Origin of the sequence: Pseudofrankia coriaricola (assembly GCF_032027725.1) — a bacterium.
GTDB lineage: Bacteria > Actinomycetota > Actinomycetes > Frankiales > Frankiaceae > Pseudofrankia.
The window spans coordinates 1-26,145 of sequence record NZ_JASNFO010000048.1; the positions used below are offsets into that span (position 1 = coordinate 1).

General features: G+C 68.1%; 26 protein-coding genes. 14 read left to right on the plus strand and 12 right to left on the minus strand.

Annotation, left to right across the window (positions count from 1 at the left end; genetic code table 11):
- Positions 1–369: 369 nt before the first annotated feature.
- Together QOZ89_RS25000 and QOZ89_RS25005 are read right to left on the minus strand one after the other, a co-directional pair.
- The gene (locus QOZ89_RS25000; protein WP_312625641.1) at positions 370–1,749 is read right to left on the minus strand and encodes a hypothetical protein; all 1,380 of its coding nucleotides are present in this window, start codon (positions 1,747–1,749) and stop codon (positions 370–372) included.
- Between the two features lie 236 nt (positions 1,750–1,985).
- Positions 1,986–2,147: a putative quinol monooxygenase gene (locus QOZ89_RS25005; RefSeq protein ID WP_312625643.1), complete on the minus strand. Its 162-nt coding sequence runs from the start codon at positions 2,145–2,147 to the stop codon at positions 1,986–1,988.
- A 272-nt stretch (positions 2,148–2,419) separates the two neighbouring features.
- On the opposite strand from QOZ89_RS25005, the gene QOZ89_RS25010 reads away from it, so the two are divergent.
- From QOZ89_RS25010 to QOZ89_RS25035, 6 genes are read left to right on the plus strand one after another with little or no spacing between them, the layout of a single operon-like run.
- On the plus strand, positions 2,420–2,632 hold the full coding sequence (locus QOZ89_RS25010) for a fumarylacetoacetate hydrolase family protein (RefSeq protein WP_491723671.1): 213 nt from the start codon (positions 2,420–2,422) through the stop codon (positions 2,630–2,632).
- Positions 2,629–3,057, plus strand: a complete 429-nt coding sequence (locus QOZ89_RS25015; RefSeq protein ID WP_312625647.1) for a VOC family protein — start codon at positions 2,629–2,631, stop codon at positions 3,055–3,057. The genes QOZ89_RS25010 and QOZ89_RS25015 overlap by 4 nt, the downstream gene beginning before the upstream one ends.
- 3 nt (positions 3,058–3,060) lie before the next feature.
- Positions 3,061–3,864, plus strand: coding sequence for an alpha/beta fold hydrolase (locus QOZ89_RS25020; protein ID WP_312625649.1), 804 nt, complete (start codon positions 3,061–3,063; stop codon positions 3,862–3,864).
- Positions 3,861–4,001, plus strand: a complete 141-nt coding sequence (locus tag QOZ89_RS25025; protein ID WP_312625651.1) for a hypothetical protein — start codon at positions 3,861–3,863, stop codon at positions 3,999–4,001. Before QOZ89_RS25020 ends, QOZ89_RS25025 begins: the two co-directional genes overlap by 4 nt.
- Complete coding sequence (locus QOZ89_RS25030; protein WP_241841428.1) at positions 3,998–4,315, plus strand: GlcG/HbpS family heme-binding protein; 318 nt, start codon at positions 3,998–4,000, stop codon at positions 4,313–4,315. The genes QOZ89_RS25025 and QOZ89_RS25030 overlap by 4 nt, the downstream gene beginning before the upstream one ends.
- Positions 4,308–5,381, plus strand: coding sequence for a methionine synthase (locus tag QOZ89_RS25035; RefSeq protein ID WP_312625654.1), 1,074 nt, complete (start codon positions 4,308–4,310; stop codon positions 5,379–5,381). The genes QOZ89_RS25030 and QOZ89_RS25035 overlap by 8 nt, the downstream gene beginning before the upstream one ends.
- A gap of 258 nt (positions 5,382–5,639) precedes the next feature.
- On the opposite strand, the gene QOZ89_RS25040 is transcribed toward QOZ89_RS25035, so the two are convergent.
- From QOZ89_RS25040 to QOZ89_RS25085, 10 genes are all read right to left on the minus strand, one after another.
- The gene (locus QOZ89_RS25040) at positions 5,640–6,548 is read right to left on the minus strand and encodes an alpha/beta fold hydrolase (RefSeq protein ID WP_312625656.1); all 909 of its coding nucleotides are present in this window, start codon (positions 6,546–6,548) and stop codon (positions 5,640–5,642) included.
- Entirely contained in the window at positions 6,445–7,632 is a 1,188-nt protein-coding gene (locus tag QOZ89_RS25045; RefSeq protein WP_071046354.1) for an amidohydrolase family protein, read from the minus strand. The genes QOZ89_RS25040 and QOZ89_RS25045 overlap by 104 nt, the downstream gene beginning before the upstream one ends.
- Before the next feature lie 530 nt (positions 7,633–8,162).
- Positions 8,163–8,558, minus strand: a complete 396-nt coding sequence (locus tag QOZ89_RS25050) for a 2Fe-2S iron-sulfur cluster-binding protein (protein WP_312625660.1) — start codon at positions 8,556–8,558, stop codon at positions 8,163–8,165.
- Positions 8,555–10,264, minus strand: a complete 1,710-nt coding sequence (locus QOZ89_RS25055) for an FAD-binding protein (protein WP_312625662.1) — start codon at positions 10,262–10,264, stop codon at positions 8,555–8,557. The genes QOZ89_RS25050 and QOZ89_RS25055 overlap by 4 nt, the downstream gene beginning before the upstream one ends.
- A 55-nt stretch (positions 10,265–10,319) precedes the next feature.
- Complete coding sequence (locus tag QOZ89_RS25060; RefSeq protein ID WP_312625664.1) at positions 10,320–11,660, minus strand: aromatic ring-hydroxylating oxygenase subunit alpha; 1,341 nt, start codon at positions 11,658–11,660, stop codon at positions 10,320–10,322.
- Between the two features lie 55 nt (positions 11,661–11,715).
- Positions 11,716–11,958 (minus strand): lipoyl domain-containing protein, encoded by a 243-nt coding sequence (locus QOZ89_RS25065; RefSeq protein ID WP_071046352.1) that lies wholly within the window; start codon positions 11,956–11,958, stop codon positions 11,716–11,718.
- A complete protein-coding gene (locus QOZ89_RS25070; protein WP_312625778.1) occupies positions 11,951–12,946 on the minus strand; it encodes an alpha-ketoacid dehydrogenase subunit beta in 996 nt (331 codons plus the stop codon). The genes QOZ89_RS25065 and QOZ89_RS25070 overlap by 8 nt, the downstream gene beginning before the upstream one ends.
- 121 nt (positions 12,947–13,067) lie before the next feature.
- Entirely contained in the window at positions 13,068–14,066 is a 999-nt protein-coding gene (locus QOZ89_RS25075; RefSeq protein WP_071046350.1) for a thiamine pyrophosphate-dependent dehydrogenase E1 component subunit alpha, read from the minus strand.
- Positions 14,067–14,094: 28 nt separating this feature from the next.
- Positions 14,095–14,862 carry a fumarylacetoacetate hydrolase family protein gene (locus tag QOZ89_RS25080; RefSeq protein WP_312625671.1) on the minus strand — a complete coding sequence of 256 codons (768 nt, stop codon included), beginning with the start codon at positions 14,860–14,862 and terminating at the stop codon, positions 14,095–14,097.
- Positions 14,863–15,292: 430 nt separating this feature from the next.
- Positions 15,293–15,901, minus strand: coding sequence for a nuclear transport factor 2 family protein (locus QOZ89_RS25085; protein ID WP_312625673.1), 609 nt, complete (start codon positions 15,899–15,901; stop codon positions 15,293–15,295).
- Positions 15,902–16,000: 99 nt separating this feature from the next.
- On the opposite strand from QOZ89_RS25085, the gene QOZ89_RS25090 reads away from it, so the two are divergent.
- The 8 genes from QOZ89_RS25090 to QOZ89_RS25125 all read left to right on the plus strand — a co-directional run bounded on the left by QOZ89_RS25090 (position 16,001) and on the right by QOZ89_RS25125 (position 26,117).
- Positions 16,001–16,831: an AraC family transcriptional regulator gene (locus tag QOZ89_RS25090; RefSeq protein WP_083418010.1), complete on the plus strand. Its 831-nt coding sequence runs from the start codon at positions 16,001–16,003 to the stop codon at positions 16,829–16,831.
- 299 nt (positions 16,832–17,130) lie between these two features.
- Positions 17,131–18,417: an amidohydrolase family protein gene (locus tag QOZ89_RS25095; RefSeq protein ID WP_071046347.1), complete on the plus strand. Its 1,287-nt coding sequence runs from the start codon at positions 17,131–17,133 to the stop codon at positions 18,415–18,417.
- The gene (locus tag QOZ89_RS25100) at positions 18,414–19,634 is read left to right on the plus strand and encodes a CaiB/BaiF CoA transferase family protein (RefSeq protein ID WP_083418009.1); all 1,221 of its coding nucleotides are present in this window, start codon (positions 18,414–18,416) and stop codon (positions 19,632–19,634) included. Before QOZ89_RS25095 ends, QOZ89_RS25100 begins: the two co-directional genes overlap by 4 nt.
- A 102-nt stretch (positions 19,635–19,736) precedes the next feature.
- Positions 19,737–20,993, plus strand: coding sequence for a cytochrome P450 (locus QOZ89_RS25105; protein ID WP_312625676.1), 1,257 nt, complete (start codon positions 19,737–19,739; stop codon positions 20,991–20,993).
- A gap of 30 nt (positions 20,994–21,023) precedes the next feature.
- Positions 21,024–21,458, plus strand: a complete 435-nt coding sequence (locus QOZ89_RS25110) for a nitroreductase family deazaflavin-dependent oxidoreductase (RefSeq protein ID WP_071046345.1) — start codon at positions 21,024–21,026, stop codon at positions 21,456–21,458.
- 75 nt (positions 21,459–21,533) lie between these two features.
- On the plus strand, positions 21,534–22,991 hold the full coding sequence (locus QOZ89_RS25115) for an aldehyde dehydrogenase family protein (protein WP_071046384.1): 1,458 nt from the start codon (positions 21,534–21,536) through the stop codon (positions 22,989–22,991).
- 87 nt (positions 22,992–23,078) lie between these two features.
- Entirely contained in the window at positions 23,079–23,861 is a 783-nt protein-coding gene (locus tag QOZ89_RS25120; protein ID WP_083418023.1) for an SDR family NAD(P)-dependent oxidoreductase, read from the plus strand.
- 72 nt (positions 23,862–23,933) lie between these two features.
- Positions 23,934–26,117 (plus strand): malate synthase G, encoded by a 2,184-nt coding sequence (locus QOZ89_RS25125; protein WP_312625679.1) that lies wholly within the window; start codon positions 23,934–23,936, stop codon positions 26,115–26,117.
- The last annotated feature ends 28 nt before the right edge of the window (positions 26,118–26,145 follow it).

A 26,145-nucleotide genomic window follows, 5' to 3' on the forward strand; every position in this document is an offset into this window, starting at 1 on the left:
GGCCCCCCCCCCGCCCGGGCGGGGGGGGGGCGCCGCGCCCCCCCGCGCGCCCCCCCCCCCCCGCCGCCGGAGCCTACTGCGTCCGAGTACACGACGTTCCGGCGAGCTTGGATGCCGTGCGCGTCGCCGCGGCCTGGGATACGTCGCGGGGTCGGGTCACGGGCTGACGGTCGCGTGGGGGATAACGAGAGCGCAGGCCCAGGAGGGGCGCATTCCACGACCGGTCGGCGACAGCGACACGCCGCCGGCCCCGTCAGGGCCACCCAAGGACCAATCGGTCAAATCACAAACACGCCGGCCAGCCAGGAGCCGTGCCTGATCGCGTTTTGCCTGGTGGGGCGACACCGCCTACGTAGAGCTCCGGCAGACTCACTTTCCCTCGTTCTTGCTGATCTGGCAGGGAATCTCGCTCACGTCGACAGTCTCATTGCGATTCTCGTTCATGTACGGGAACCGCGAGACGGTCGCGCGAATCTCCTTCTGCCGAGCACCAGGGTCTCCCCAGAGGACAGTAACCTCCGCCCCCAGCTTGCTGTGCTCGACGTCGATCGAGCAGAGGGACATCATCTCTCGGTAGTAGTAGCTGTACATCCGCCCCGTGCTGATGCCGACGAGCTTGCCGTCGGCCAGCGTCTGATCCGCGTAGTGAGCGGAGCGCCCCCCCTTCTGGGTGAGGCTGATGGGGTCGTCCATCGGCAGGTAGTGCTCACCCGGCTCGTACTGAGAGCGATAGATGTCCAAGATGTCTTCCGGGTTCCAGATCAGCGTGACCATCGTGCGGCGCGGGCTGGCTACCTCCCGCTCCAGGGCCTTGCGGCCGACGAAGTCGTGGTTAAACCTGATCATCTTTTCCCAGCCGACCTCGACGGGAGTGCGGTAGCGCTTCTCGACGCCCGGGCCAAGGCTTCCCAGCAACCGGGCCGGCGACCGGCGCGGCCCCTTCCCGTCCATCCACTCCATGAACCCCTTGTCCGTGGCCAGCGCGCCGGGGAAGTCGACGAACGACTGCGGGAATCCGTTCTCGGTGTGATTCATCGCATAGCCGATGCGACCGAGCTTCCTGATCCCGTAGGGTTCACCGGCCGTCATGATGGCGTTGTAGACGTCGATGACCCGCTCGGTCTTGCCGTGGACCTCGTAGCCGAGGGTGCCTGCCATTCCCATCCGGAGGATCCGGACATCGTGGCCATCGATCTGGCTCGGCCGATGACGGCCGAAGCGGATGTCATGCAGGCACTCTCCGGTCGCGTTCTCGAGGACCTCGAGCGAGCGCGGGCCGCCCATCTGGAAGATGAACTCGTCGCGAATGTATTCGCCCTTCGCGTCGTAGTCGCCCTTCTCGAGCATGTACTCGGCGTACGGCGCGCGGTAATGCATGACGAAGTCTTCCTCGTCGAGTCTCATCAGGACGCCATGAACCAGGATCAGCCCGTCCTCGCCGCACATGATCCCGTGCTTGAGCGATCCGACGGGGAACGGGTCCATGCCATTGACACAGATGTCGGACCACAGCTTGATCGCGTCAGGTCCCGTGGTCCGGTAGGAAAAGGCCGGGTTCAGACCGGTGTGGAGATAACACGTCTCTTTCCACGACATCGCCTCGATACGCCAGTCGCTGTACTCCAAGGGGACGACGGTACCGATACCGAGATTGATGCGGCTGTAGACGTATAAGTCCACATCGGGGTCGTACGGTGCGTATGGCGTGCGATCAAAAATCTTCATCGCGTCCGTACCTGGGGACACCATGACGATAGCTCCTATGCTCAGTTCATGAGATGGTCGGCGGACAGGCGCGCGCGAGATTTCCCCGGTCGCGATCAGTGTCCGGGTCACGTCCAGCGGTGACTCGGGAGTCACTCGTCCAATGGCACCAGGTCGTGACGGTGGCGCTCCTGGAGGTGTGGCAGGTTCCCGCGCGTAACCACCGGGCGAAGTGGCCGGACGCCGTGTGCGCGGAAGGCGGCCTCGTCGAGGTACTCCTCCTAGATCGCGAGCACTGTCGGGTCGGCCGGCGACCGGCAGACGTTGTAGACCCGATTGCCCGGCTCCCGGCGGCGGGGCTCGACCATCTGGCGCAGCGATTCGGCGACGCGCCTCTCGGTGCCCGGAGCCGCTCGGCAGTGCGCGATCACGACGAATGTCATCGATGTCCTCCGCCCGGAACCATGGTGCTGAATCGGGTCCATCCTTGCTCATCGGACCTGCCCGCGACGGGCGGAAATGACACCGAGCCCGTACACCTTAGCTTGCGATTTTTCGCGGGTCGCCAACTCCGTTGGCCTCCTACGATCGGACTGGTCTCCGGTCGGGCCGGTCCGCCCGGCGGGTCGAGGATTCGAGAGGACGGTCGGTAGCCGATGCCACCAAAGGCGGTGCCGCGACTGGTCGTCGGGGAGTTGCGGACGCCGACACAGCTGTGCGTGTACAACGTCGCGGCGGTACCCGCCCTAGTTACATCACCTTGCGTCCGGGCGACGTGCTGTGGATGGGTACGGACGTGGTCGTCGACATGAAGCCCGGCGCGACCCTGAGCGTGACGATCACCGGCATCGGAACGCTGAGCAACCCATTGGAACAGGAAGAGCCGCCCCCGGCGGCCGAGGAGCAACCGGCCGAGGAGCAACGATGAGCAACCGCCCCGCCTACATCCATCACGTCAATTTCCCGACTACCAACCCGGACCGCACGAGGGAGTGGTATTCGAAGGTCTTCGGCCTGAAGGCGGTCACCCCAAAAAGCAACACCAAGGTCCTGCTGATGACGCGGGGCAACTTCGACCTGCATTTCACGCCGATCGAAGAAATGGACCGCATGTCGCCCTATCACTTCGCTGTCGAGGTCGAGGACTGGGACGGCTTCCTCACACACCTGAACGAGCTCGGCGTCCGGCACACCCGAACCATCGAGCGGCCCGAGAATAACTCTAAGTTCTGCTATATCCACGACCCCGACCACACCATGATCGAGCTCGTCTACCACGGCAACCGGTCCGGCGCGGGCGGTCAGGCCGGCGCCGGCCGGAGCGCCGCCGTCCCGGCCGGCCGAGGGGCGTGACCGATGTCCTACGCAACCTCGGCGGACGGCGCGCGGATTTATTACGAGACGCACGGCACCGGCCCGGCCGTCCTGTTCGTGCACGGCTCAGGCGGCCACCACGCCGCCTGGTGGCAGCAGGTGCCGCACCTGCGGGACCGCTTCACCGTCCTGACGCTTGACCTGCGCGGGTTCGGCCGCTCCGACTCGACGATGGACACCTTCGACAGCCGGATCTTTCCCGACGACATCCTCGCTGTCCTCACGGCTGCCGAGATCGACCGCGCGGTGCTGGTCGGCCAGTCGATCGGGGCCGCGGCCGCGCTGAAGGCCGCCCTGCGGCGGCCGGGGCGGGCGGCTGGGGTCATTCTGGCCCATTCCCTGGGCGGCATCGACCATCCCGACCTGGCGGCGCGGGTGCGCGCGGACCGGTCCACGGCGGAGAAGATCCCGGTGCTCGACCGGCTGCTCACGCCACGCTTCCGCGCCGACGAGAAGGCCAAGACGTTTCTGTTCCAGCAGATGGGCACGTTTAGCACCGCGAAGATGGCGGACCTGCGCAACCTCAACACCGACGGCCCGACGGTGGACGACGTGGTCGGTTCTCGTATCCCCATCTGTTTCCTCGCCAGCGAGAACGACGCCGTCCTGCGCCCGGACACCGTCCGCGCCGCCGCGGCCCTGGTGACGGGCTCGACCCTGGACCTCGTCGCGAAGGCGCCGCACTCCATGTACTGGGAGGCCCCCATTTTGTTCAACGCCGCGCTGGACCGCTTTTTGACCCGGGTGTATTGCGACGAGTTGGCGGCCGCGGGAGCGTCGGCATGACTCTCGCGTTCAGCGACGCCCGAACGCTCGTCGACGGCGCCCACGCCTTCACGCTCGGCAAGGCGTTGAGTATCGCGGTCGTCGACTACGACGACTTCATCGTCCCGACCGAGCGTATGGACGGAGCCGGCCGATGACGCCGAGCATCGCCCTGTCGAAGGCGTACTCGGCCGCCGTCATGCAGCGGCCCAGCGCGCTGCCGGAGAACTGGAGCCAGTCCGACCCGGACCTCTTCACGCAGGTCGGACGGATGGGCCAGCACCCCATCGTCGCCACGAAGGGCGGCTTCACCCTCAAGCGCGCCGGAACCATCCTCGGTGGCGTCGGCATCTCCGGCGGCAGCCCGGACGAAGACCAGCAGATCTGTGAGGCCATCGTGGCGGCGGCCGGTTTCTCCACCGACTCCCCCGCCTGGGCCGGCGCCGTCAAGGAGACGAGCAACCATGGCTGACGACTTCAAGTACCACATCGACCATCACGCGAGCCTCGTGCCGCCGCCCGAGCTGCTCGCCGCCCGGGCGGCGACGGCCGGCGGGGCCGCCGACGTTGACGCCTTACGCGCGGCCGAAGACGCTGCCGTCATCGACGTGCTGCGGATGCAGCGGCGTCTGGGTCTGTCGGCGCTCAGCGACGGCGAACTCCGCCGCCGCAACCACTTGTCGGTGATCTACGACGGGATCGGTGGATTCGGCGTGGCCGGGCCCGGGGGAGCACTCGCGCGGCTGGTGGGTGTTCAGAACGCGCCGGAGGTGCGCGCCCTGCTTGACCGCCCGGTCGAACGGGGCCGGCTCACCAAGCACGAGATCGACTTCGTCCTGTCCGCGACCGACCGTCCGGCCATGCTCGCCCTGCCCTCACCCGGGTACCTCGCCGAGTTGACGGCGACCGGCGGCGATGTGGCGGTTGCCGGGGGCGAGTTCGCCCGCATCCTGCGCGACGAGATCGCGGCGCTCGCCGGCGACGGGGTTCGTTACGTCCAGCTGCGCAATCCCGCCTACGCCTTCCTGCTCACCGAGCCGGGAAGGGCGCGCGCGGCCAGCCTCGGCATCGACCTCGCGTCCGCGATGAGCCGGATGCTCGAGGCCGACGCACAGGTACTCGCCGGACTGCAGGCCGCCCCGGAGTTCCGCGTCGGATTGGACATCACCACCGCCGGCGCCGCCGACGGCGCGCACGACCCGGCGACGGTCGCGTCGTTCCTCGACCGCCAGCCGTTCGGTCGGCTGTGCGTTGAGTACCCCGCCGCGCCCGCCGGGCGGTTCCCGTTGGGGCAGCTGCCCGCCGGCCTGGTGGTGGCCCTGGGGATCGTCGACATCGGTGCGGAGGCGCTCGAGCCGGTGGAGGAACTCGTCGGACGGATCGACGAAGCGGCCGCTGTCATGGACGTCGACGACATCGCGATCTCGACGAACGGTGGCTTCCACGCGCTGGCGAACCCGCCCACGGTCGCGGCGGCCCGCGCCAAGCTGCAGCGGGTCGAGATCGTCGCGCGGTACATCTGGGGCAACGAGCTGTAGCGGGGGGACCCGCTCGGGTCTGTCTTCCGCGCTCCGACGACCGGGCATCGCGAGCGAGCTCGGGCCAGCGTGGGGTGGAGTTCGCGGGCGAACACCGGCGAGATGATCGAAATGATGTTCGGTCCATTCGTCGGTGACCGGGCCAGGGCGCCGGCAAAGTTGCTGGCTACGGACTACTCAGGCTGGGAGTCGACTTGAGCCCGCACCCCCGACTGCCCTCGCTTCCTGCCAGATCACCCGGGAGGGTCCCCGGCTAGCTCACCTGGGGCGGAGCGGACCGATCGGTGGCCGGTTCGTTGCTTCCAGGATCAGTTCAGCGCAGCGGGCAGGCTGGCTGAGAAAGGGGGAGTGAGAGGTGTCAATCCACAAGGGATCGACACCTAGCCTGGCAATCGTCTCTCGGACCGCGGTTTCTGGCCCGCCTGCGTGGTCCAGCCGGCAGAGGATGAGGCTGCGCGGTAGCTCGGCTTCCCAAAAACGCGGGATAGAGATGGGTTCCGCGAAGACCGACAGTGGCTGCGGTGTCAGCATGCTGTAGGCCCATTGGGCGACCTGCGGCGAGCAGTCGTGAAAGAAGAAGTCGATGGCTGCCTCGGCGGAGCGGAACTGTAAACGACCGTCTTCGGTGAGCTCGATAATGGCGCTGGCGCCCAACAGGCTGCCAGCTCCCGAGGCCTGCATGGGCTTTCCTTCCACGGGCAGCCCAGCGGCGAGGTACACGACATGGCGGACCAGGTCGACCGTCGCATCAGCTGCCAGGCTGGTGACAAAGCCACCCATCGAGTGGCCGACCAGCACGTCACCGGATTCGATCACTTCAACGACCGCGTCCCGGTAACCGGCGAGAGTGGCATCCTCGTCGACTCGCTTGCCATGGCCGGGAAGATCGACAGCTAGCGCGGCGTGACCTCGCTTCCCGAGTTCTGGCACGAGCCGCTCCCAGCACCATGCACCGTGGAATCCCCCATGAACAAGTACGAAGCGCAACTGTCGTCCTTCCTGTTCGGGTGAGCCGTCGGTGGCGGTGGGGCGACGACGAATATGGTGCGAGTGGTCACGTCGGTCACGTTCCCGCCGTCGCCAGCCACGCCGCAGACGGCTCCTCGATCCGGTACAACCGTGTGGCGTTCTCCCAGAGGATCTTCCGCCGTACCCCGGCCTCGACATGCCCGAGCCCGGAGGAGATGGTCTCCTGGATGTTCCCGAACAGGCAGGTGGTGTGCGGGAAGTCGGTCTCGAACAGGACGTTGTCGACCGGCAGCAGGTCGAGGAAGTGCTTGGGCGCCACCGACTCGAACCAGTAGGTGACGTAGACGCTCTGGCGGAACAGCTCCGAGGGCAGGACGTCGCCCGGTTGGCGCTCCCGGCCAGGCCGGAACGCCCCGAGCCAGCTGTAGTCGGTGGCCTCGAGCATGAACGGCAGCCAGCCGATGCCGCTCTCCACCGACACGAACTTCAGCTCCGGGTAGCGGGACAGCACACCCGAGGTGATCAGGTCCGAGCACTGGACGCCGTTCTTCATGAACAGGCTCACCGCGCAGTACGCCTGAGCCCCTTCCACCCCGTGCTGGGCATAGCGCTCCGGGGTCGACAACTCCAACGTGTCCCCGGCGCTGCCGATGTGGAAATGGATCGGCAGGTCGGCCGCCCGGGCGACCTCCCACAGCGGGTTCCAGTGCGGCGACCCGAGCACCGGTAGCCCGTAGCGCTGCGGCTCACCCGTGAACAGGATTCCCCGTGCCCCGAGCGGGACGCACCGCTCGATCTCCCGCACGGTCGCCTCGATGTCCCAGAACGGCGTGGCCACCACCGGCAGCAACCGGCGCAGGTCGGCCGAGGACCACTCGAGGAGGAAGTCGTTGTACGCCGTCACGCACAGCAGCTTCAGCACGTCGTCCTTCAGCTTCAGGAAGTTCTCGCTGCCGAAGCCACCGACGTTCGGGTAGAGCACCTGCGCCCAGATACCCGCGCCGTCCATGTACCGCAGCCGGGCGTCGGCCTGGTACGCCCCGGGATGGCAGTCCTCGTAGGTCTGCGGGTACTCGGGCGGGAACGTCGGCCAGCCAGCCGGAGCCGTCGCCCCCACCGGCGCCAACCGCTCGCCGTTGAGCACCCACGTGTCCGCCGTGCCCTGCCGCACCACGTGCGGCACGTCCTGCCGGTACTTCGCCGGAACCCGAGCGGTCCACACGTCCGGCGGCTCCGTGATATGGCTGTCCGAATCGATAATCAGCTCCGGTGCTGCCGTCATCCTTGACCTCCCAGTTTCAACGACGGTGCCCTTCCCGGCTCATCATCGACGGCCGAACCGTGGCCGTCTTTTCGCATTCGGTCAAGTCCTTGCCCATAGCGGCCAAAGTCCGGGACGGCGCGTCGGTGGTGTCCAATGGGTACATGGGACGCCAGGTCCCGGGCTCGGGCAGCACACCGGCGGGGCCTGCGACAGGTATTCCGTTCGCGATTTTCGATCGCTCCCGTGATCTGTGGGGGCAATGGATGCGAATTGGCCTCGCGACCGGCTCAGACAAGGACCGGCTGTACCAGGAACGGGGCATCGGGTTTATTGCCGATGCCCCGGCGGCCGAGCAGGCGGGTTTCACCTCGATGTGGATGCCGCAGCCCCCGGGTCACTTCGACGCGCTCACCGTGGTTCCTGCGCAGTCCGCCATGCGGTCGAGCCATCGACGTCGACCACGGCGGCTTGGTGCCCCCGGCCGGCGAGGTGCCGGCAGATGGAGACCCACCCCCCGACCCGCCGGCCAACGGGAGGCTGTCCATAGCTCAGTTCCTAGGCTCGTTGACGACGTGGACGGACTGGCTGGCCGGCAATGCCTGGCCGGGTCGTACGCCGTTCTTGCGGACGGCGACGTCGCCGGTTGCGCGCGCCCGGCAGGCAAGCCGAAGCCGGGTGAGATCACGACGATGCGCGCCCGGAAGCTGGTGTTCGAGGGCGTCCTGTTCCTCGTCGTCGGCGGGCGTCAGGTGCTCGGCGCCACGAAGTACCTCGACGTGGCACACCGTGCACCTCGCCTGGCCGTAACACACGGTGGGCCAGTGGTACCCGAGGCGCCACGCGCCCTCGATGATCGTCTCTCCGGGCTCGAGCTCGAGGTCGGCACCGATGGGGTCGACGTGCACCACCGGCCCCCGGCGCCGCCCGCCCCGCTGTTCGGTCACGTCACCGCCCGGTCCCCGGAGGCGACGAGCGCGGCGTGTTTCATGCCAATGTAGGAGAACACGAAGCTGTTGCCGATGCTGGCGCCTGCGCCGAGGTAGGTGCGGCCCATGACCGACGCGGTGCAGTTCCCGGCGGCGTAGAGGCCGGGGATCGGGTCGTGGTTGGTGTCGAGCACCCGGGCGTGCTCGTCGCACAGGAGGCCGCCGCTGGTGCCGACGTCACCCGGGTAGAGCTCTACCGCGTAGAACGGCGGTTTCTCGACGGGTCCCAGCGACGCGTTGGGCTTGTTGGCGTAGTCGCCTTGGTACCGTTCGTGGGCGCCTTCGCCTCGGTGGAAGTCGGGGTCGGTGCCCTGCTTCGCGAACGTGTTGAACCGTGCAATGGTGGCTACCAGCCCGGTGGGGTCGATGCCGCACAGCTGGGCGATTTCCTCCAGTGTGTCGGCCTTCTTCATGTAGCCGCTGGTGAGCCATTCCTCGGGGGTGTCGGGGCGGAAGGCGAACAGGTAGCGGCTGCGGTGGCGGGAGTCCATGATGAGCCAGCTGGGGATGGCATCGCCGTCGACGTTGTGCGCGTACATCTGCCGGCCGGCCTCCATGTACGAGACCGCCTCGTTGAAGTACCGGCGGCCGGCGCGGTCTACAATGATCGAACCCGGCTTGCACCGCTCGCCGTTATGCATGCTCGGACGGCCGTTCGGTTGGACTGAGGCCGGGATCCACAAGGCCTCGTCCATGAAGTCGACGGCGGCGCCAGCCCCCATGGCGGCTTCGATCGCCTCGCCGGTGTCTCCCGGATTGGCGATCGTCCATGCTCCGTCGTTCGGCTGTTTCGAGTACCGCTTGCGCATCTCGGCGTTGCGGCCGAAGCCGCCCGAGCTCAGCAGCACGGCGCGGCGGGCGCGGATACGGACGGACTGTCCGTCCCGGTCGGCGACGACGCCGGCCACCCGGCCGTCCTCCACGATCAGGTCGACCAGCCCGGTGTTTGTCCAGACCGACGCCCCGGCGGCGAGTGCGACCTTCAGGGTCTGGGCCACCAGTGCCCCGCCGTTGGCCAGCCGGGTCTGGCGCCGCAGCCGGCCGACGGCCGTCCGCACCCCGACGCGCACGGCCGTACGCATGGCTTTCGGTCGCCGCTTGACCATTTGCAGCCCGGACGCCTCACGCGTCATGACGACGATCCCGAGCGCGATCGTCATCCCCGGCATCAGCTTGTCGAACCACGGTCCGAGCTGTTTACCATCGGTCACCGCGGGTTCGATCGAGCGCCCGCGGGCCTTGCCGCCATGGACGTCCGCCACGTCGGCGTAGTAGTCGCTGTAGCCCTCGCACCGTTCGAACCGCATGCCCAGGTCCTGGAAGAAGCGGACCATGGTGTTGCCTTCGGTGACGTAGGCGACCCGGCGTTCCTTCGACGACGCCGGGCCGACGTCCCCGACCACCGAGTCGAAGTACGCCAACGCGTCCTCGAGGGAGTCGGGAACCCCTTCGGCCTGCATGAGCGGGTTGTTCGGCAGCCACAGGACGCCCCCCGACATCGCCGTCGAGCCGCCGAGCATTGGCTGCTTCTCGATGAGAAGCGTCTCCAGCCCGCTGGCCGCCGCGGTCGCGGCGCCGCACAGGCCGCCGCCCGATCCCACGACGACGACGTCGGTGACGTGGTCGTAGCTGGCGTCGTCGTAGCTGGCGTCCGAATTCGACACGGTGCCCCCTCCATGGAGTGGATGGTTTCGCCTGCGGTGGCTCTTTTGGGGTGGCTCAGCCAGCGAGGTACCGGTCGAGTTCGGTGTGCATGTTGCTGATGAGCTGTTCCCACTCCGTGGCGAGGCGGTGTTCGCGGTAGCTACGCGAATGGAGGCCGCGTTGCTGGCCCGCGATGTTGCTGAAGTCCTGGCGCGGGATCTGGCCCCAGTTCTCGGCGTCGTCGGAGGCGAAGCGACCCTTCAGTTCCGCGCGGCCAGGCTCGTCGCCCTCGGGGTACATGGTGAGCGACCACACCTCGAAGCGGCACCACTCGGGGTCGTCGTTGTAGGGGCGGACCCGGTAGGACAGCGCGTTGCCGAACTGGGGAATCATGATGAAGTTCGGGAACATGAACACCTCGCCGCCCCACAGCCGCATGCCTTCCGGCGTGGGGCGCAGCGGGATGCCGGCGCCTTCGGCGTAGTCGAACAACGCCCTGATCGCCGCGGTCGGGAAGTCCTCGCCGGGTGGGACCCGGTTCTTCATTCCCCGGAAGACGTGCAGGTCCCGTTCGAGGGTCATCGCGTCCTGGCCTTCCCACAGGATCCGCGACCGCTCCAGGAACGCCTCGCTGCCCCGGCCCTGGGAGACGCCGCCCGCGGTCGGGTCGAACCGGCCCCGGAAACGGCCGTGGCCGTTCTCGAACGCGGTGTACTCGACGTTCCCGACCGGGTAGTCGTCACCCAGCCCGAAGGTCAGCTGTGGGTGGGTTCCCATCACGTGGTAGCCCTCGTGGAACGCTTCCTGGGCAATCTTCCAGTTCGCGTTGAGGACGGTTTCCTTCCACCACCACACCCGCATGTTCTCGACGCAGACGTCGTCCAGCAGCCCCGCTGCCGGGGCCAGCGCCTCCCGCAACGGGCGGGCGTCCGGGTCCATGTTGACCCAGACGCAGGCGCCCCAGGTGTCGACCTTGCACTCCTGCAGCCGGATGTCGTCGGGGCGCAGGCTCTCCGACGCGAACCCCTCGGCGCCGTACACGAACGAGTTGCTGCCGTCGAGGTTCCAGCGCCAGCCGTGGAAAGGACAGACAATCTGCCCGCCGAGCCGTCCGGAGCCCTTGCACAGCTGGGTGGCCCGATGACGGCAGGTGTTGTGGAACGCCTTGACCGACCGGTCAGGCTGGCGCACCAACAAAATCGACTGGTCGCAGATCTCGTACTCGACGAAGTCCCCAGGCCGCGGGATCTCCTCCAGACGGCACGCCATCTGCCAGACGCGCGGCCACAGGTACTCCTTTTCGAGCTCGTAGAACCCTCGGTCGTAGTAACGCTCGCGAGGTACATGTAAAAGGTCGCGCATCGCGAATGGGACATGACCGGCGGCGACGGGCCGGCGGTCGTCAGTGAGAGCCATGAACGTCAACCTCCTTCCGTGCGGGAATTTCCCGTGCGGGGTTTTCGGGCCGGGGTCAGCCCGCCGGGCGGATCTCCCCGATTTCGGCACCGATCTCATAGACCGTCTCGAGGGTGCCGGTCCAGTGCACCGTGCCGGACGCGCCGGCTTCGACCTCGGTCTCGGCCTTGTCGGTGGCTATAATGAACAGCGGTTCGCCCTGCTGGACGTGCGCTCCTTCGGCCACGAGCAGGTCGATGAGCTCCGCCTCCGAGATCGCGACCGACACCCGTGGAATACGAATGGTGAATTCAGCCATGTGCACCCGTCTTAGCCGATTCCAACCCGAGCGTCCGCCGAACGGCCGCGACAATGCGCTGGGCGCTCGGGTACACCTGTGACTCCAGCGCCGGCGGCGCCGGATTCGGCACGAACCGGGCACCCACCCGCTCCACCGGTGCCGAAAGCCGGCCGAACAGCTCCCGCTGCAGAATCGCGGCGATCTCCGCCCCCGGCCCGGCGAACTGCACCGCGTCGTGCACGACGACTGCCCGCGTCGTGCGGCCCACGGACTCGACCATCGCCGCCACGTCGAGCGGGACCAGGGTGCGCAGGTCGAGCACCTCGGCGCTGACGCCGTCGGCCTCGAGCTGGGTCGCCGCGCCGAGCGCCTCCACCACCCCCCGGCCGTAGCTGATCAACGTGACGTCGCTACCCGGTCGCTTCACGTCCGCCTCGCCGAGCGGGATCGAGAAGCCAGGGTCGACCGGCACCATCCCGCGCTGGGGCCCTAGCCGGATCGTCTCCACGAAGATGCACGGGTCGTCGTCGAAGATCGCCGATGTAAGCAGTCCTTTGCCGTCTCGCGGCGTCGAGGGCACGATCACCTTGAGGCCCGGGACGTGCATGAACCACGCTTCCAGCGACTGTGAGTGCGTCGCCCCGGTCCCTATCCCGCCGTAGACCTGGGTCCGGACGGTAATGGGTGCGCTCGTCCGCCCCCCTGTCATGAACCGCAGCTTCGCCGCGTTGTTGATGATCTGGTCGGCGGCGATGCCGATAAAATCCATGATCATGATTTCGGCGACCGGTCGGAACCCCTCCATCGCGGCGCCAATCGCCGCACCCACGATCGCCGACTCGGAGATCGGCGTGTCGAGCACCCGCTCAGTGCCGTACTTGGTCGACAGCCCCTTGGTCGGCCCGCTGGCGCCGGGATCGGCGATGTCCTCCCCCAGCAGGAAGACGCGTTCGTCGCGCGCCAGCGCCTGGTCCAACGCCAGGTTCAACGCCTCGCGCATCGTCATCCGTCGCTCGTCCACGTCCACCTCTATGCGGGTCCGATGAGCCAATCAAGTGTGCGTTCATGGTGAACCCGGCGTGGCCCGCGAGGTGTTCTCTCAGCGACGCCAGGCGGGATATGCGGACCTAGGCGGGGCAGTTGCGTGGGTCGGCGTACACATCGCGATCGAGCTCGTCGACCAGCGCGCCAGGCGCCGTCAGGACGGCGGTCAGTGCTTCCTCGACCGCCGTGACCGCCGCCGCCTCGATCTCGTCGAGGTCGGCCTCACTGCAGATCCCGGCCAGGCGCAGCCGCGACCGGAACCGCGGGATCGGGTCGGCCTCCAACGCGGCGGCCAACCGCTCGGGCGGGATGTACGCCATCGGGTCGCCGAAGTAGTGGCCGCGGAACCGGAACGTCACGCACTCCAGTAGCGTCGGGCCGCCCCCGCTCCTCCCTCGGTCCACGGCCTCGGTCAACGCGGCGACGACGGCGAGCGGATCGTTGCCGTCGACACGGACACCTGGCAGGCCGTACCCACCCGCCCGATGCGCGACCTGGGAGATCTTCATCGTGTGCTCGGTCGGCGTCATCTCGGCGTACTGGTTGTTCTGGCAGAGCAGCACCAGCGGCAGATCCCACAGCGCCGCCATGTTCGCCGCCTCGTGGAACGAGCCGGTGTTCGTGGCCCCGTCACCGAAACTCGCCACGGTCACCCGGTCGAGGCCCTTGCGCTGGGCGGCCATAGCCAACCCCACCGCGACCGGCGGCCCCGCTCCCACGATCCCGGTCGACAGCATCACGCCGCATTCCGGGTTGGCAATGTGCATCGTGCCGCCCTTGCCCCGGCTCGACCCCGTCTGTCGACCGAGCATCTCGCCGTAGATCTCCACCAGCGGCACGCCCTTGCCGATCAGGTCATGCAACCCCCGGTAGTTCGTGACCAACTGGTCGTCCCGCCGAAGGCATACCCCCATCGCGGCGGCGATCGCCTCCTGGCCTCGAGGCGGCCAGTACACGCACTGCAGCTCACCCGACGCGATCCCCTTGCTCAACCGGTCGTCAGCCGCCTTCATCAACGTCATCAGCTCGTACAGCCGGCGCTGCACCTCGGGTGATACGCCCACCGTTCGATCCGCCGTCACGTTCCGTCCTCCTCGGATCCGGTCCCGCTCATCCCTCGGCGACCAGGTGGTTGTTCAACACGCCGACCTCTTCCACCTCGCACACGACCTGGTCGCCGACCGCGGCCACCGGAGGCGGCAGTGGCGTGCCCAGGGTCACCACGTCACCGGGAAGGAGGCTGACCCGGTGGCTGACGTGACTCAACATCTCGCTCGGAGCGAACCTGTAGTGGCGGGTGTTGCCTGACTGGACCTTGACGCCGTTGACGGTCCCGGTAATGGCGAGGCCCTGGAGGACTCGTTCCTCGGTGAGGTCGCGCCGGATCCACGGACCCCACGACGCGAAGCCATCGATCGACTTGGCTGTCGCCCAGAGGCCGGGCACCAGGTACTCGGCGGCGGTCACGTCGTTGAAAACGCTCCAGCCGAAGATAGCCGCGGCCGCCTCGGCCGGTGACGCGCCGCTAAGCGGGCGGCCGACGACGACGGCGAGCTCCGCCTCCACATTCACTGGCCCGCGCAGCACCGAGGGTATCCGGATCTCGGCTCCGTCACCGCTGACGAAGTTGCACGCCTTCGGCACCCACATCGGCTCGGCCCCCGACGGGCGTGACGTGCCCGGTTCCAGGAAACCGCCCATCACAGCGATCAGCCGGACACCGGCCAGCGGCGCGCCGAGCACGACATCCGCCAACGGTAACGATTGCCCGCTTCGACGGTACTCACCGAACACATCGCCCACCAGGAGGTGGAATCGGTCATCCACCACCTCCCCGAAACACGACGTGTCACCGATCAGCGCGCGGCCAAGCATCATGGCTGGTACCCCTTCTGCGGCTGGAGGACTCGGTGGTGTGGCTGCGCACGTCGCAACCTGCTCCGGCGCAGCGCCGTCCACAGCCCTCATGGGTCCACCGGCGGTGCCCTGCCGACTTATCATCGACGGGCCGAACCGTGGCCGTCTTTGCAGATCCGGCCAAGTACCTGCCCATTTCGGCCACCCCGGTGCCCTGTATCGATCTCCCACAGGCGGCTTCAGCACGCGCTTTCGCCATCATGTCCGGTTCACGCTCCATGCGGAGAGGCACCGTCGAGCCGCACACGATATGGAATTCCGGGATCGATCGCGTCGCCGCCTCGTTCGCGAGCTCGAGCGGCTGTTCGAGGCACTTCCAGTGGCCGAGCCGATGCAGTTCGTCCTGCTCGCCTGAATCGGACGACGGCGGGCGGAAGTGTGCCATCGAACGTCAGTGCTCGAGCGCCGCATACGAAGGGTCATTCCGGTCCCGGGAGCCGAGACCGGAAGGCAGCGGCGGCGGATCCCCCGCCGCGACGATGTGTGTCAGTTCGACGATCACAAGCCGATGCGAGATCTTCCACTCGCCCTCGCGGCGTTCGAAACGGTCGACGTAGCGCCCGAGCGCGAGCAGGAGGCGCTCGTCGCCCTCAGTCTCAATGATCTGCGACGCCATGAAGTACGTCTCGCAGCCCGCGGTCTCGTCGCCGTGCAGGGTGATGAGCTGGTTCGTGACGTGATGCGCCGAGACCTTCCACGAGCGGGCGAGGTCGACGATGCCTCGACCGACAGTTGCGCCCGTGTAGCACTGGCGGCCGTGGTCGTCGACCGCGTCGGGGTGGTACGCGGAACTGATGAGGTCCGGATCAGCTCGGTCGACGCCGCGGCAGTACCGCATGATCGCCTCATGGATGGCCTGCTTGTCGAGCAGCTGCCGGATCGCTGCCTGCTCGGCGCCTGCGCTGTCCGTCATCGCGCGGTGCTCTCCGTCGATCTTGTCGTGGACCTGCGGGCGCTCTGCCGGCGAACCGGGTTCGGCGGTGCCCTGTCGGCTCATCATCGACGGGTCGAACCGTGGCCGTCTTTGCAGGTTCGGCCAAGTGTTTGCCCATTCCGGCCACACTGGTGCCCGTTCCCACCGCCGCACTACGGTCCATCCATGACTGTCGCCGCAGAGGGAACCCGAATCTTGCCCATTTCGGCCAACTTCCAGCGCGAGGGTGTCGACCCCGCGGTGGTCCGAGCTGGCACCTACGCCCTGGAGGTCGGGGACGAGGTGGTCACCGGCTGGCACTCGCACGACCTGCATCAGCTGGAGTATGCGTTCGAGGGCGTCGCCGAGGTGGAGACAATGACGGCGCGCTACCTTCTCCCGCCCCAGCAGGCCGTGTGGATCCCCGCCGGGATCGTCCACTGCAGCACGTGGACGCACGTCAAGGCCGTCTCGGTCTTCTTCGACCCGGTGATGGGCATGTCGGCGGGCGACCGGGTCCGCATCCTCGCCGCCGCACCGGTGATCCGGGAGATGATCCACTACGCGAAGCGGTGGCCGATCGGCCGGACGTCGAACGACCCGATGGCGGACGCCATCTTCGAAGCCCTCGCCTACCTCGTGGTCGAATGGCTCGACCACGAGACCCCGCTGTGCCTGCCGACCACCGGTGACCCGCTCGTGGCCGCGGCCATGAAGTACACCACCGAGCACCTGACCGACGTGTCCTTACCCCAGCTGTGCGCCGCCGTGGGGGTCTCCGACCGGTCGCTGCGCCGGGCGTTCCTCGCCGCGACCGGCATGTCCTGGCGTCGGTACCTCCTGGAAAGCCGGCTGCTGAGGGCCATGGCTCTCCTCGCTCAGGACGGCCAGAACCAGAACGTCATCACCGTCGCGCTCGCGGTCGGCTTCCAGAGCGTGAGCGCCTTCACCCGCGCGTTCGGCCAATACACCGGGGAGACGCCCACCGGCTACCGCCAGCGCGTCCGCGCCAGCTGAACTCGTTCAGGCGGCGAACCGGCTCCAGACAGCACACCGACGTCGACGTGGGCGCGCGCAGCGCTCGACGTGACCCACCAACGGCCTACCTGCTACGGCCTGGCCGAAAGGGGCAAGCACTTGACCGGGCGCGCAAAGACGGCCAAGGCCCGGCCGTCGATGATGAGCCGACAGGAGACCGTCGGCGGACCCAGACGGGCAAGGATGGCGCTCGCACCGGAGCTGACTACCGATGCGGACCATCGAGCCGTCCGACCTGTGGACGTCGAGGGTCGTCGTGGCGGCGTAGCGGAGGCAGCGTGAACAAGGACGACTTAATCCTGATCAGCGTGGACGACCATGTGATCGAGCCACCTGACATGTTCGACGGCTACATCCCGGCCAAGTACGCCGACCGGGCGCCTCGGCTCGTCTCGGACGAGGTGAGCGACAAGTGGGTGTTCGGTGAAGGCGAGGCTCGCAGTTCTGGGCTGAACGCGGTGGCCGGCCGCCCACCCGAGGAGTACGGCCTGGAACCGACGCGGCTCGAGGAGCTGCGACGGGGCTGCTACGACGTCCACGAACGCGTCAAGGACATGAGCGCCAACGGCGTGCTCGCCTCCCTGAACTTCCCGTCGATGGCCCGGTTCTGTGGCCAGTTCTTCGCGAGCCGCGTCGACCAGGATCCCGACCTGGCCCTCGCCGTCCTGAAGGCCTACAACGACTGGCACCTCGACGGCTGGTGCGCCTCCTACCCCGAGCGGTTCATCCCCTGTTCGATCCCGCCCATCTGGGATCCGCAGCTGATGGCGAAGGAGATCCACCGGAACGCGGCCAAGGGCGCCCACGCGGTCAGCTTCTCGATGAACCCCTACGCCCTCGGGCTGCCGTCGCTGCACAGCGAACACTGGGACCCGTTCTGGGCGGCGTGCCAGGAGACCGAGACGGTCGTGTGCGTGCACATCGGGTCGGGCGGGATCGGTGTGGTCACCGCGCCCGACGCCCCGATGAACGTCGAGATCACCTGCGCGGCCATCAAGACCTTCCCGACGGCGACCGACCTCGTGTGGTCACCGATCTTCCAGAAGTTCAAGAACCTGAAGGTGGCCCTGTCCGAGGGCGGCATCGGCTGGATCCCGTACTTCCTCGAGCGGGCGGACTACACCTACAAGCAACACAAGGCCTGGACCCGCCCCGACCTCGGTGGTCGGCTGCCCAGCGAGATTTTCCGCGACCACGTCGTCACCTGCTTCATCGTCGACGACTTCGGCCTGGCCAACCTCAACTGGCTCAACGAGGACATGGTGACCTGGGAGTGCGACTACCCGCACTCCGACAGCACCTGGCCGCGGTCCCCCGAGGTCGTGGCGGAGGCGGTGGCCGGGCTGACCGACACGCAGGTCGACAAGATCACCCACCTGAATGCCATGCGGGTGTTCTCGTTCGACCCGTTCTCCGTCCGGCCGCGCGAGCAGTGCACGACCGGAGCGTTGCGGCGGGAAGTCGCGGGCCACGACATCTCGATCGTCTCCCGCGGCACCCGGGACTGGCACGCGGCCACAGTGGGGCAGTTCGCCCACTCGCACCAGCCGACCAGCACGGCGTGAGCGCGGCCCCGCTCGCCGGGGTGCGGGTGCTCGAGGTCGCCTCGCACGTGTTCGTCCCGATGTCGGGGGCCGTGCTCGCCGAATGGGGCGCCGAGGTCATCAAGATCGAACACCCGGAGACAGGTGACCCGTACCGGGGCCTGGTCACCGCCGGCATGCACAAGCTGTGGAACGGCGTCGACGTGCACTTCCAGGCCACGAACCGTGGCAAGCGCTCCGTCGGGGTGGACGTCAAGCACCCGGCGGGCCGGCGGCTGCTGTCCCAGCTCATCGCCGCGAGCGACGTCTTCGTGACCAACCTGCGGGCCGACACCCTCGCCCGGCTGAAGCTCGACGTCGCCGACGTACGGGCCGACAACCCCGCGGTGATCTACGTGCGGGGCACCGCGTTCGGTGCCCGGGGGCCTGACGCCGGCCGGGGCGGCTACGACGCGGGCGCCTACTGGGCCCGCAGCGGCATGCAGCAGATCTTCACCGCGCCCGACGCTCCCTGGCCGGCGACGCCCCGGCCGGCGTTCGGTGACGTGGTCGGCGGGCTGGTCATCGCCGGCGCCGTCAGCACCGCGCTGTACCGTCGGTCGGCGACCGGCCAGCCATCGGTGATCGACGCCTCGCTCCTCGCGTCCGGCATGTGGCAGGTCCAGATGGACGTCATGAACGCCGCCATCAACGGCCCGACGGCGCCCGTGAGCGTCCGTAGCCGGTACGAGACCTCGAACCCGCTGATGCTTCCGTACCGCACCGCCGACGGCCGCGTGATCGTCCTGCAGATGCTCGCCCCCGACCGCTATTGGCCCCACCTGTGCCACGCCATCGACCAGCCCGACATGGCGAGCGACCCCCGCTTCCTCGACATCGACGCCCGCCGCCGCAACGCCCAGGCGTGCGTCGAATGGCTCGACGGCGTCTTCGCCCAGCGCACCTACGACGAGTGGCGGCACGTGCTGTCCGAGTTCGAGGGAGAGTGGGCACCGAGCCAGCCGCCCCACGAGCTGGCCGACGACCCCCAGGTCCAGGCCAACGGCTACCTCGCCCAGGTCGACGTCGGCAACGGCCACTCCCTCCCGCTGGTCACCGCACCGGTGCAGTTCGACGAGCAGCCAGGCGAACCGACCCGCGCCCCCGAACACGGCGAACACACCGAGACCGTGCTCCTCGCACTCGGCCTCACCTGGGACGAGATCGGGGAGCTCAAGGCCAACAAGGCCATCCTGTAACAGCGCGACGTCACGTCGCCGAGGGGGCCGTGTACCTGTGTCGGATCGGGCCTCGAACATCACGGGCGTGCTGTTGCCCGTCGACGGAGGATACGTAGCGAAATGACCAGGCCGGACAGCATCGGATTACTCGACCGCGCGCGTTTGCGCGAGGTCTTCGACCTCCGTAACGAGGCGAACGTCGGGGCGGTCGCGGGCTACACCGAAGATCCGTACCCGAGGTGGCACGAGCTCCGGGAGCGCGCAGCGGTGCATCCCGGCACATTGCACGAGCTGACCGGTTACCACGGCCCGGTGATGTTCCAGGGGCTGCCGTTCGGGGACCGGCCGCACTTCACCGCGTTCACGTTCGCGGCCTGCGACGAGGCGTTGCGGAACCAGGAGGTCTTCGCTTCCTCGCCGATAGCGGTCGACCTCGAGGGCGGGCAGCTCAGTCCGCTGAACAGCATCTTCTCCATGGCCGGCGCCCAGCACCGCCGTTACCGGAGGTTGGTGCAGTCCTCGTTCGTGCCACCGCGGATGCGCTGGTGGACCGAACGGTGGATCGAGACGACAGTGCACGCGCTGATCGACTGGTTCGTCGACGACGGCTACGCGGACCTGAACGTCGACTTCTCCGCGGCCGTCCCGGTACTGACGATCACGGGCAGCTTCGGGGTCGCGGTTGAGAAGGCCATCGCGATCCGGGAGGCACTGAGCAAACCGGACGAGCTCGTCCCGTTGCTGGCGCCGATCGTCGCGGCCCGCCGGGAAGCTCGCGAGGACGACCTCATCAGCGTCCTCGTCGACGCCGAGGTGCAAGACGACGATGGGAACACTCATCGGCTGTCAGACGCGGAGATCTATTCGTTCGCGGTGTTGTTGCTCCTGGCGGGATCGGGCACGACGTGGCGACAGATGGGTATCGTCCTGACCGCGTTGTTGCAGCGCCCCGAACTTCTCGACGCCGTGCGCGCCGACCGGCGGCTCCTACGCAACGCGATAGACGAGTCGTTGCGGTGGACGCCCACCAATCCCATGTTCTCCCGGTTCCTGACCAGGGGCATCGATTTCCACGGCACGCACCTTCCCAAAGGCGCGGTGCTGCACCTCGCGCTCGGTGCCGGCGGCCGGGATCCCAGCCGCTGGGAACGGCCTGACTCCTTCGAGGTGACCCGCCCCCCCAAGCCGGCGCTCGGGTTCGGCGGAGGACCCCACGTATGTCTGGGGATGCACGTCGCTCGAGCCGAGATGTACACCGGCATCAGCGCCCTGCTCGACAGGCTGCCGAACCTTCGGCTCGACACCGGCGCCGAACCACCCCGCATCATCGGCATGTACCACCGCGGCCCGACAGCGATCCCCGTGCTGTTCGGTTGACCCGTGCTGTTCGGTTGAGAGGAGCGACCCGTGACTGAGATCGACTTCCAACTTCCTGACCGGACCCTGCTCGGCGAGGAACACGTCCGCCGTTACCAGGAGACCGACGGCGAGGTCGGCTACCTCTGGAACGCCGTCCCGACATTGCTGCTCACCACGGTCGGCCGGCGCACCGGCGAGGCACGGACCACCCCGCTCATCTTCGGGCGCGACGGCGACGACTACCTCGTCATCGCCTCCACCGGCGGCTCACCCCGCCACCCAGCCTGGTACCTCAATCTCGCCGCCAATCCCCAGGCCGAGATCCAGGTACGGGCCGACCACCTCGCGGTGACCGCCCGCACCGCGACCGAGCAGGAAAAACCACGACTATGGGCGATCATGACCGACCAATGGCCCAACTACAACGTCTACCAGCGACGCACGGAACGAGTCATCCCCCTCGTCGTGCTGACCCCTTCGTGAGCAGCGGTTCGCCGGCGGCCCGCCGGACGGAAGGAGCAGGGCACCGTGGCTGACACGCCTCAGTTCGAGTCGAGAATGCTCGTCGACGGAAAACTCGTCGAGGCCGCCACGGGCAGGACCTTCGACAACGTCAACCCGGCGACCGAGGAGGTGCTCGGCCAGGTCGCCAATGCGTCCGCCGTCGACATGCACCGCGCCGTCGACGCGGCCCGCCGGGCCTTCGACGAGACCGACTGGTCCACGAACCGTGCCTTCCGCAAGCACTGCCTCTCCCAGCTGCAGGACGCGCTGGAGGCGGAACGCGAACAGTTCCGCGAGGAGCTGATCGCAGAGGTCGGCTGCCCGCGGGCGACCACCAACGGCGAGCAACTCGACGCGCCGCTCGCCGGCGCGCTGCGCCACCCGACCAAGCTCATCGACGAGTACCCCTGGGAGACCGACGTCGGCGACAAAGTCGACCCGCGAAGCGGAAAGCTGACGTCACGCAGGATCTGGCGCGAGCCGATCGGCGTCGTCGGCGTCGTCGTGCCGTGGAACTACCCGCTCCAGATCACACTGCACGGACTCGGCCAGGCCCTCGCCACCGGCAACACCGTCGTGCTCAAGCCGGCGCCGGACACCCCGTTCCACGCGACCCGCCTCGGGCGCCTCATCGCCGAGCACACCGATCTCCCGCCCGGGGTCGTCAACATCGTCACCGCATCGGACCACCTCGTCGGCGAGGAGCTCACCCTCTCCCCCAAAGTCGACATGATCGCCTTCACCGGATCGACGGCCGTCGGCAAGCGAATCATGGAGAAGGGCGCGGCCACCCTCAAGCGATTGTTCCTCGAGCTGGGCGGCAAGTCGGCGACGATCGTGCTCGACGACGCCGACCTGCAGACCGCCACGAGAATGGGCATCGCCGCGTGCGTCCACGCCGGCCAGGGCTGCGCCATCCCCACCCGGATGCTGCTCTCCCGCTCCCGCTACGACGAAGGCGTCGCCCTTCTCGAGGCCATGTACGCCGACGTCAAGGTCGGCGACCCTCAGCAGCCGGACACCATCACCGGCCCGGTCATCTCGGCGAAGCAACGCGAACGCGTGCTCGGCTACATCCGCAAGGGCATCGACGAAGGAGCCCGGCTCCTCGTCGGCGGCACCGACCGGCCCGAAGGACTCGACAAGGGGTACTTCGTCAGACCGACACTGTTCGTCGACGTCGACAACTCGACGACAATCGCCCAGGAAGAAATCTTCGGCCCCGTCCTGGCGGTGATCCCGTTCGACGACGACGAAGACGCCATCAGGATCGCCAACAACAGCTCCTACGGCCTATCCGGCGCAGTCATGTCGGGATCGCTGGAACGGGCACTGGCGGTGACCCGCCGCCTCCGGACAGGCACCGTCCACGTCAACGGCGGCTCGGCGTCCGGCCCGGACATGCCCTTTGGCGGATACAAGGCCAGCGGCATAGGACGACACAAAGGACAAGTCGGCTTCGACCAGTACCTCGAAACAAAGTCCACAGCCTGGCCGACAGAAAGCCAATGAGCAACGGCCGATTAACGCGATTCGCGTTGCGGCAGAGGCGTGTCCGACCAGCGCGATCCGGCTCTCGTTAGACGATGGAGTGTGACGGTGTTACTCGAGAGGAAAAGCGCGGTGATCACCGGCGCCGGGTCGGGCGTCGGTCGCGCCTCGGCCTTGCGGTTCGCCGAGGAGGGCGCGCTGGTCGTCTGCGCCGACCTTCGACTCCAGTGGGCGAAGGAGACCGTGCGCCAGGTAGAGGCTGCTGGCGGCGTCGCCGTCGCCCAGGAGTGCGACGTGGCGTCCGAGCAGGATGTCGCCGCCTCGGTCGCCGCCGCCGTCGAGCAGTTCGGCCGCCTCGACGTCATGTTCAACAACGCCGGCATTCCGACGCCGCGGCGCGGCAGGGCGATCGAGGACCACACGGTCGAGGACTTCGAGCGCCTGACCTCCGTCAATCTGCGCGGAGTGTTCCTCGGCTGCAAGCACGCGGTGGCGCAGTTCAAGAAGCAGGGCGACGGCGGTGTCATTCTCAACACGGGTTCGGTCGCCGGGCTGGTCGGCCTGGGCGACGTGGTCTACGGAGCGACAAAGGGCGGCGTCCACCAGCTGACCCGCGGCGTCGCCATCGAATGCGCACCCTTCGCTATCCGGGTCAACGCGATCTGCCCCTCCGGCATGCCGTACACCACCAACTTTACGGCGGCAGGCGGGACACAGGTCCCACCCGACGCCCTCGAACAGTACGCCAAGCACGTCGGGTCGATCCATCCACTGGGACGGCCGATCACGGCGGAGGACTGCGCCGAGGCAGCGGTATACCTGGTGTCGGACCGGGCCTCGAACATCACAGGCGTACTGCTGCCCGTCGACGGAGGATACGCAGCAAAATGACCCGACCGGAGCCGTCCTCACCGTGATCCCGGCATTGCGCCGCCACTAACAACCCGACCAGGAGGCGACACCATGACCGACCGGACCCGGGTGGGGACGTTGCAGGTGGCCACCAGCCTCCACGACTTCGTCGAGGCGGTCGCGCTACCCGGCTCCGGGGTGGAACCGGCCGCGTTCTGGGCTGGCGTCGAGGACATCCTCGTGGCCCTGACGCCGGCCAACAGGGCGCTGCTCGCCGAGCGGGACAGACTTCAGGAGGCCATCGACGAGTGGCACCGCGCCCGGACCGGCGGCCACCTCGACCCGCGGGAGTACCACGATTTCCTGGTCGGGATCGGGTACCTGCGACCGCGGCCAGAACCCTTCGAAATCTCCACCGATCGCGTCGACGAGGAGATCTCGAAGACCGCCGGGCCGCAGCTGGTCGTGCCGGTGCTCAACGCGCGCTTCGCGCTCAACGCCGCCAACGCACGGTGGGGCTCGCTGTACGACGCGCTGTACGGCACGGACGCCATCAGCACCGACGGCGGCGCCGAGCAAACCGCCGGGTACAACCCGGCGCGGGGCGCGAAGGTCATCGCGTATGCGCGGCAGTTCCTCGACGAGGCAGTCCCGCTGCGCGAGGGCAGCCACGGCGACGCCGTCGGCTACGCGATCGCCGACGGCGAGCTGGTCGTCACCCTGGCTTCCGGTGCGGCGACGGCCCTCGTGGACGCCTCGGCACTACGCGGGTACACCGGCGATGCGGCCGCCCCGTCCGGCGTGCTGCTGGTACACCACGGCCTGCATATCGAGGTCGTCGTGGACCGGCAGGGCTCGATCGGTGGCGGCGACCCGGCCGGCGTGCAGGACGTCCTCGTCGAGGCCGCGATCACGACGATCGTAGATTTCGAGGACTCCGTCGCCACGGTCGACGCCGAGGACAAAGTCGCGGGCTACCGCAACTGGCTCGCGCTGAACCGGGGTGACCTCAGCGAGGAGGTCACCAAGGGCGGCAGGTCCTTCACCCGCGCGATGTCGCCCGACCGGGAGTTCACCACCCCCGACGGCGGCCGGCTCGTGCTGCCCGGCCGGGCGCTTCTGCTCGTGCGCAACGTCGGGCACCTGATGACGACGGACGCCATCCTCGACCTCCACGGCGAGGAGGTCTTCGAGGGCATCCTCGACGCGGTCGTCACCTCATTGGCGGCGCTGCCCGGCCTGCGCGAGGACGCGGCGCGACGCAACAGCCGCACGGGCTCGATCTACATCGTGAAGCCGAAGATGCACGGCGCCGCCGAGGTGGCCTTCACCGTCGATCTTTTCGGGCGAGTGGAGCAGCTGCTGGGCCTACCCACCAACACCATCAAGATCGGGATCATGGACGAGGAGCGCCGCACGACGGTGAACCTGGCCGCCTCGATCGAGGCGGCCAGGGAGCGCGTCGTGTTCATCAACACTGGCTTCCTCGACCGGTCGGGCGATGAGATCCACACGTCCTTCGAGGCCGGCCCGATGGTGCGCAAGGCCGATATGAAGCAGCAGCGCTGGATCGCCGTCTACGAGGACCAGAACGTCGACGCGGGGCTGGCCGCCGGGCTGCCGGGCCGCGCCCAGATCGGCAAGGGCATGTGGGCGATGCCCGACTTGATGGCCGACATGCTGGCGGAGAAAATCGCCCAGCCGCTGGCCGGCGCATCGGCCGCCTGGGTCCCCTCCCCGAGCGCCGCCACCCTGCACGCGCTGCACTACCACCGCGTCGACGTGGCCGCCCGCCAGCGCGAGCTGGCCGGGCGAGCCTTCGCCGACGCCGGTGAGATCCTGCGCATCCCGCTCGGCGACCCGGCGGCCTGGAGCGAGAGCGACCGGCGGCAGGAGGTCGACAACAACGTGCAGTCGATCCTCGGTTACGTGGTGCGCTGGGTCGACCAAGGCATCGGCTGCTCGAAGGTGCCCGACATCCATGACATCGCGCTGATGGAGGACCGCGCCACGCTGCGGATCTCGAGCCAGCTGCTGGCGAACTGGCTGCGGCACGGCGTCGTCACCGCCGAGCAGGTACGCGCCAGCCTCGAGCGAATGGCGGCGATCGTCGACAAGCAGAACGCCGGCGATGCACACTACCGGCCGATGGCGCCGGACCTCGACGCCAGCGTCGCCTTCCGCTGCGCGACTGAACTGATCTTCGACGGGGCGCGGCAACCGAACGGCTACACCGAACCGATCCTGCACCGCCACCGCCGCGAGGCCAAGGCAGCCGCCCAGCCCACGGGGTGACCGCACCAATCAACTCCGCTTGGTCGTG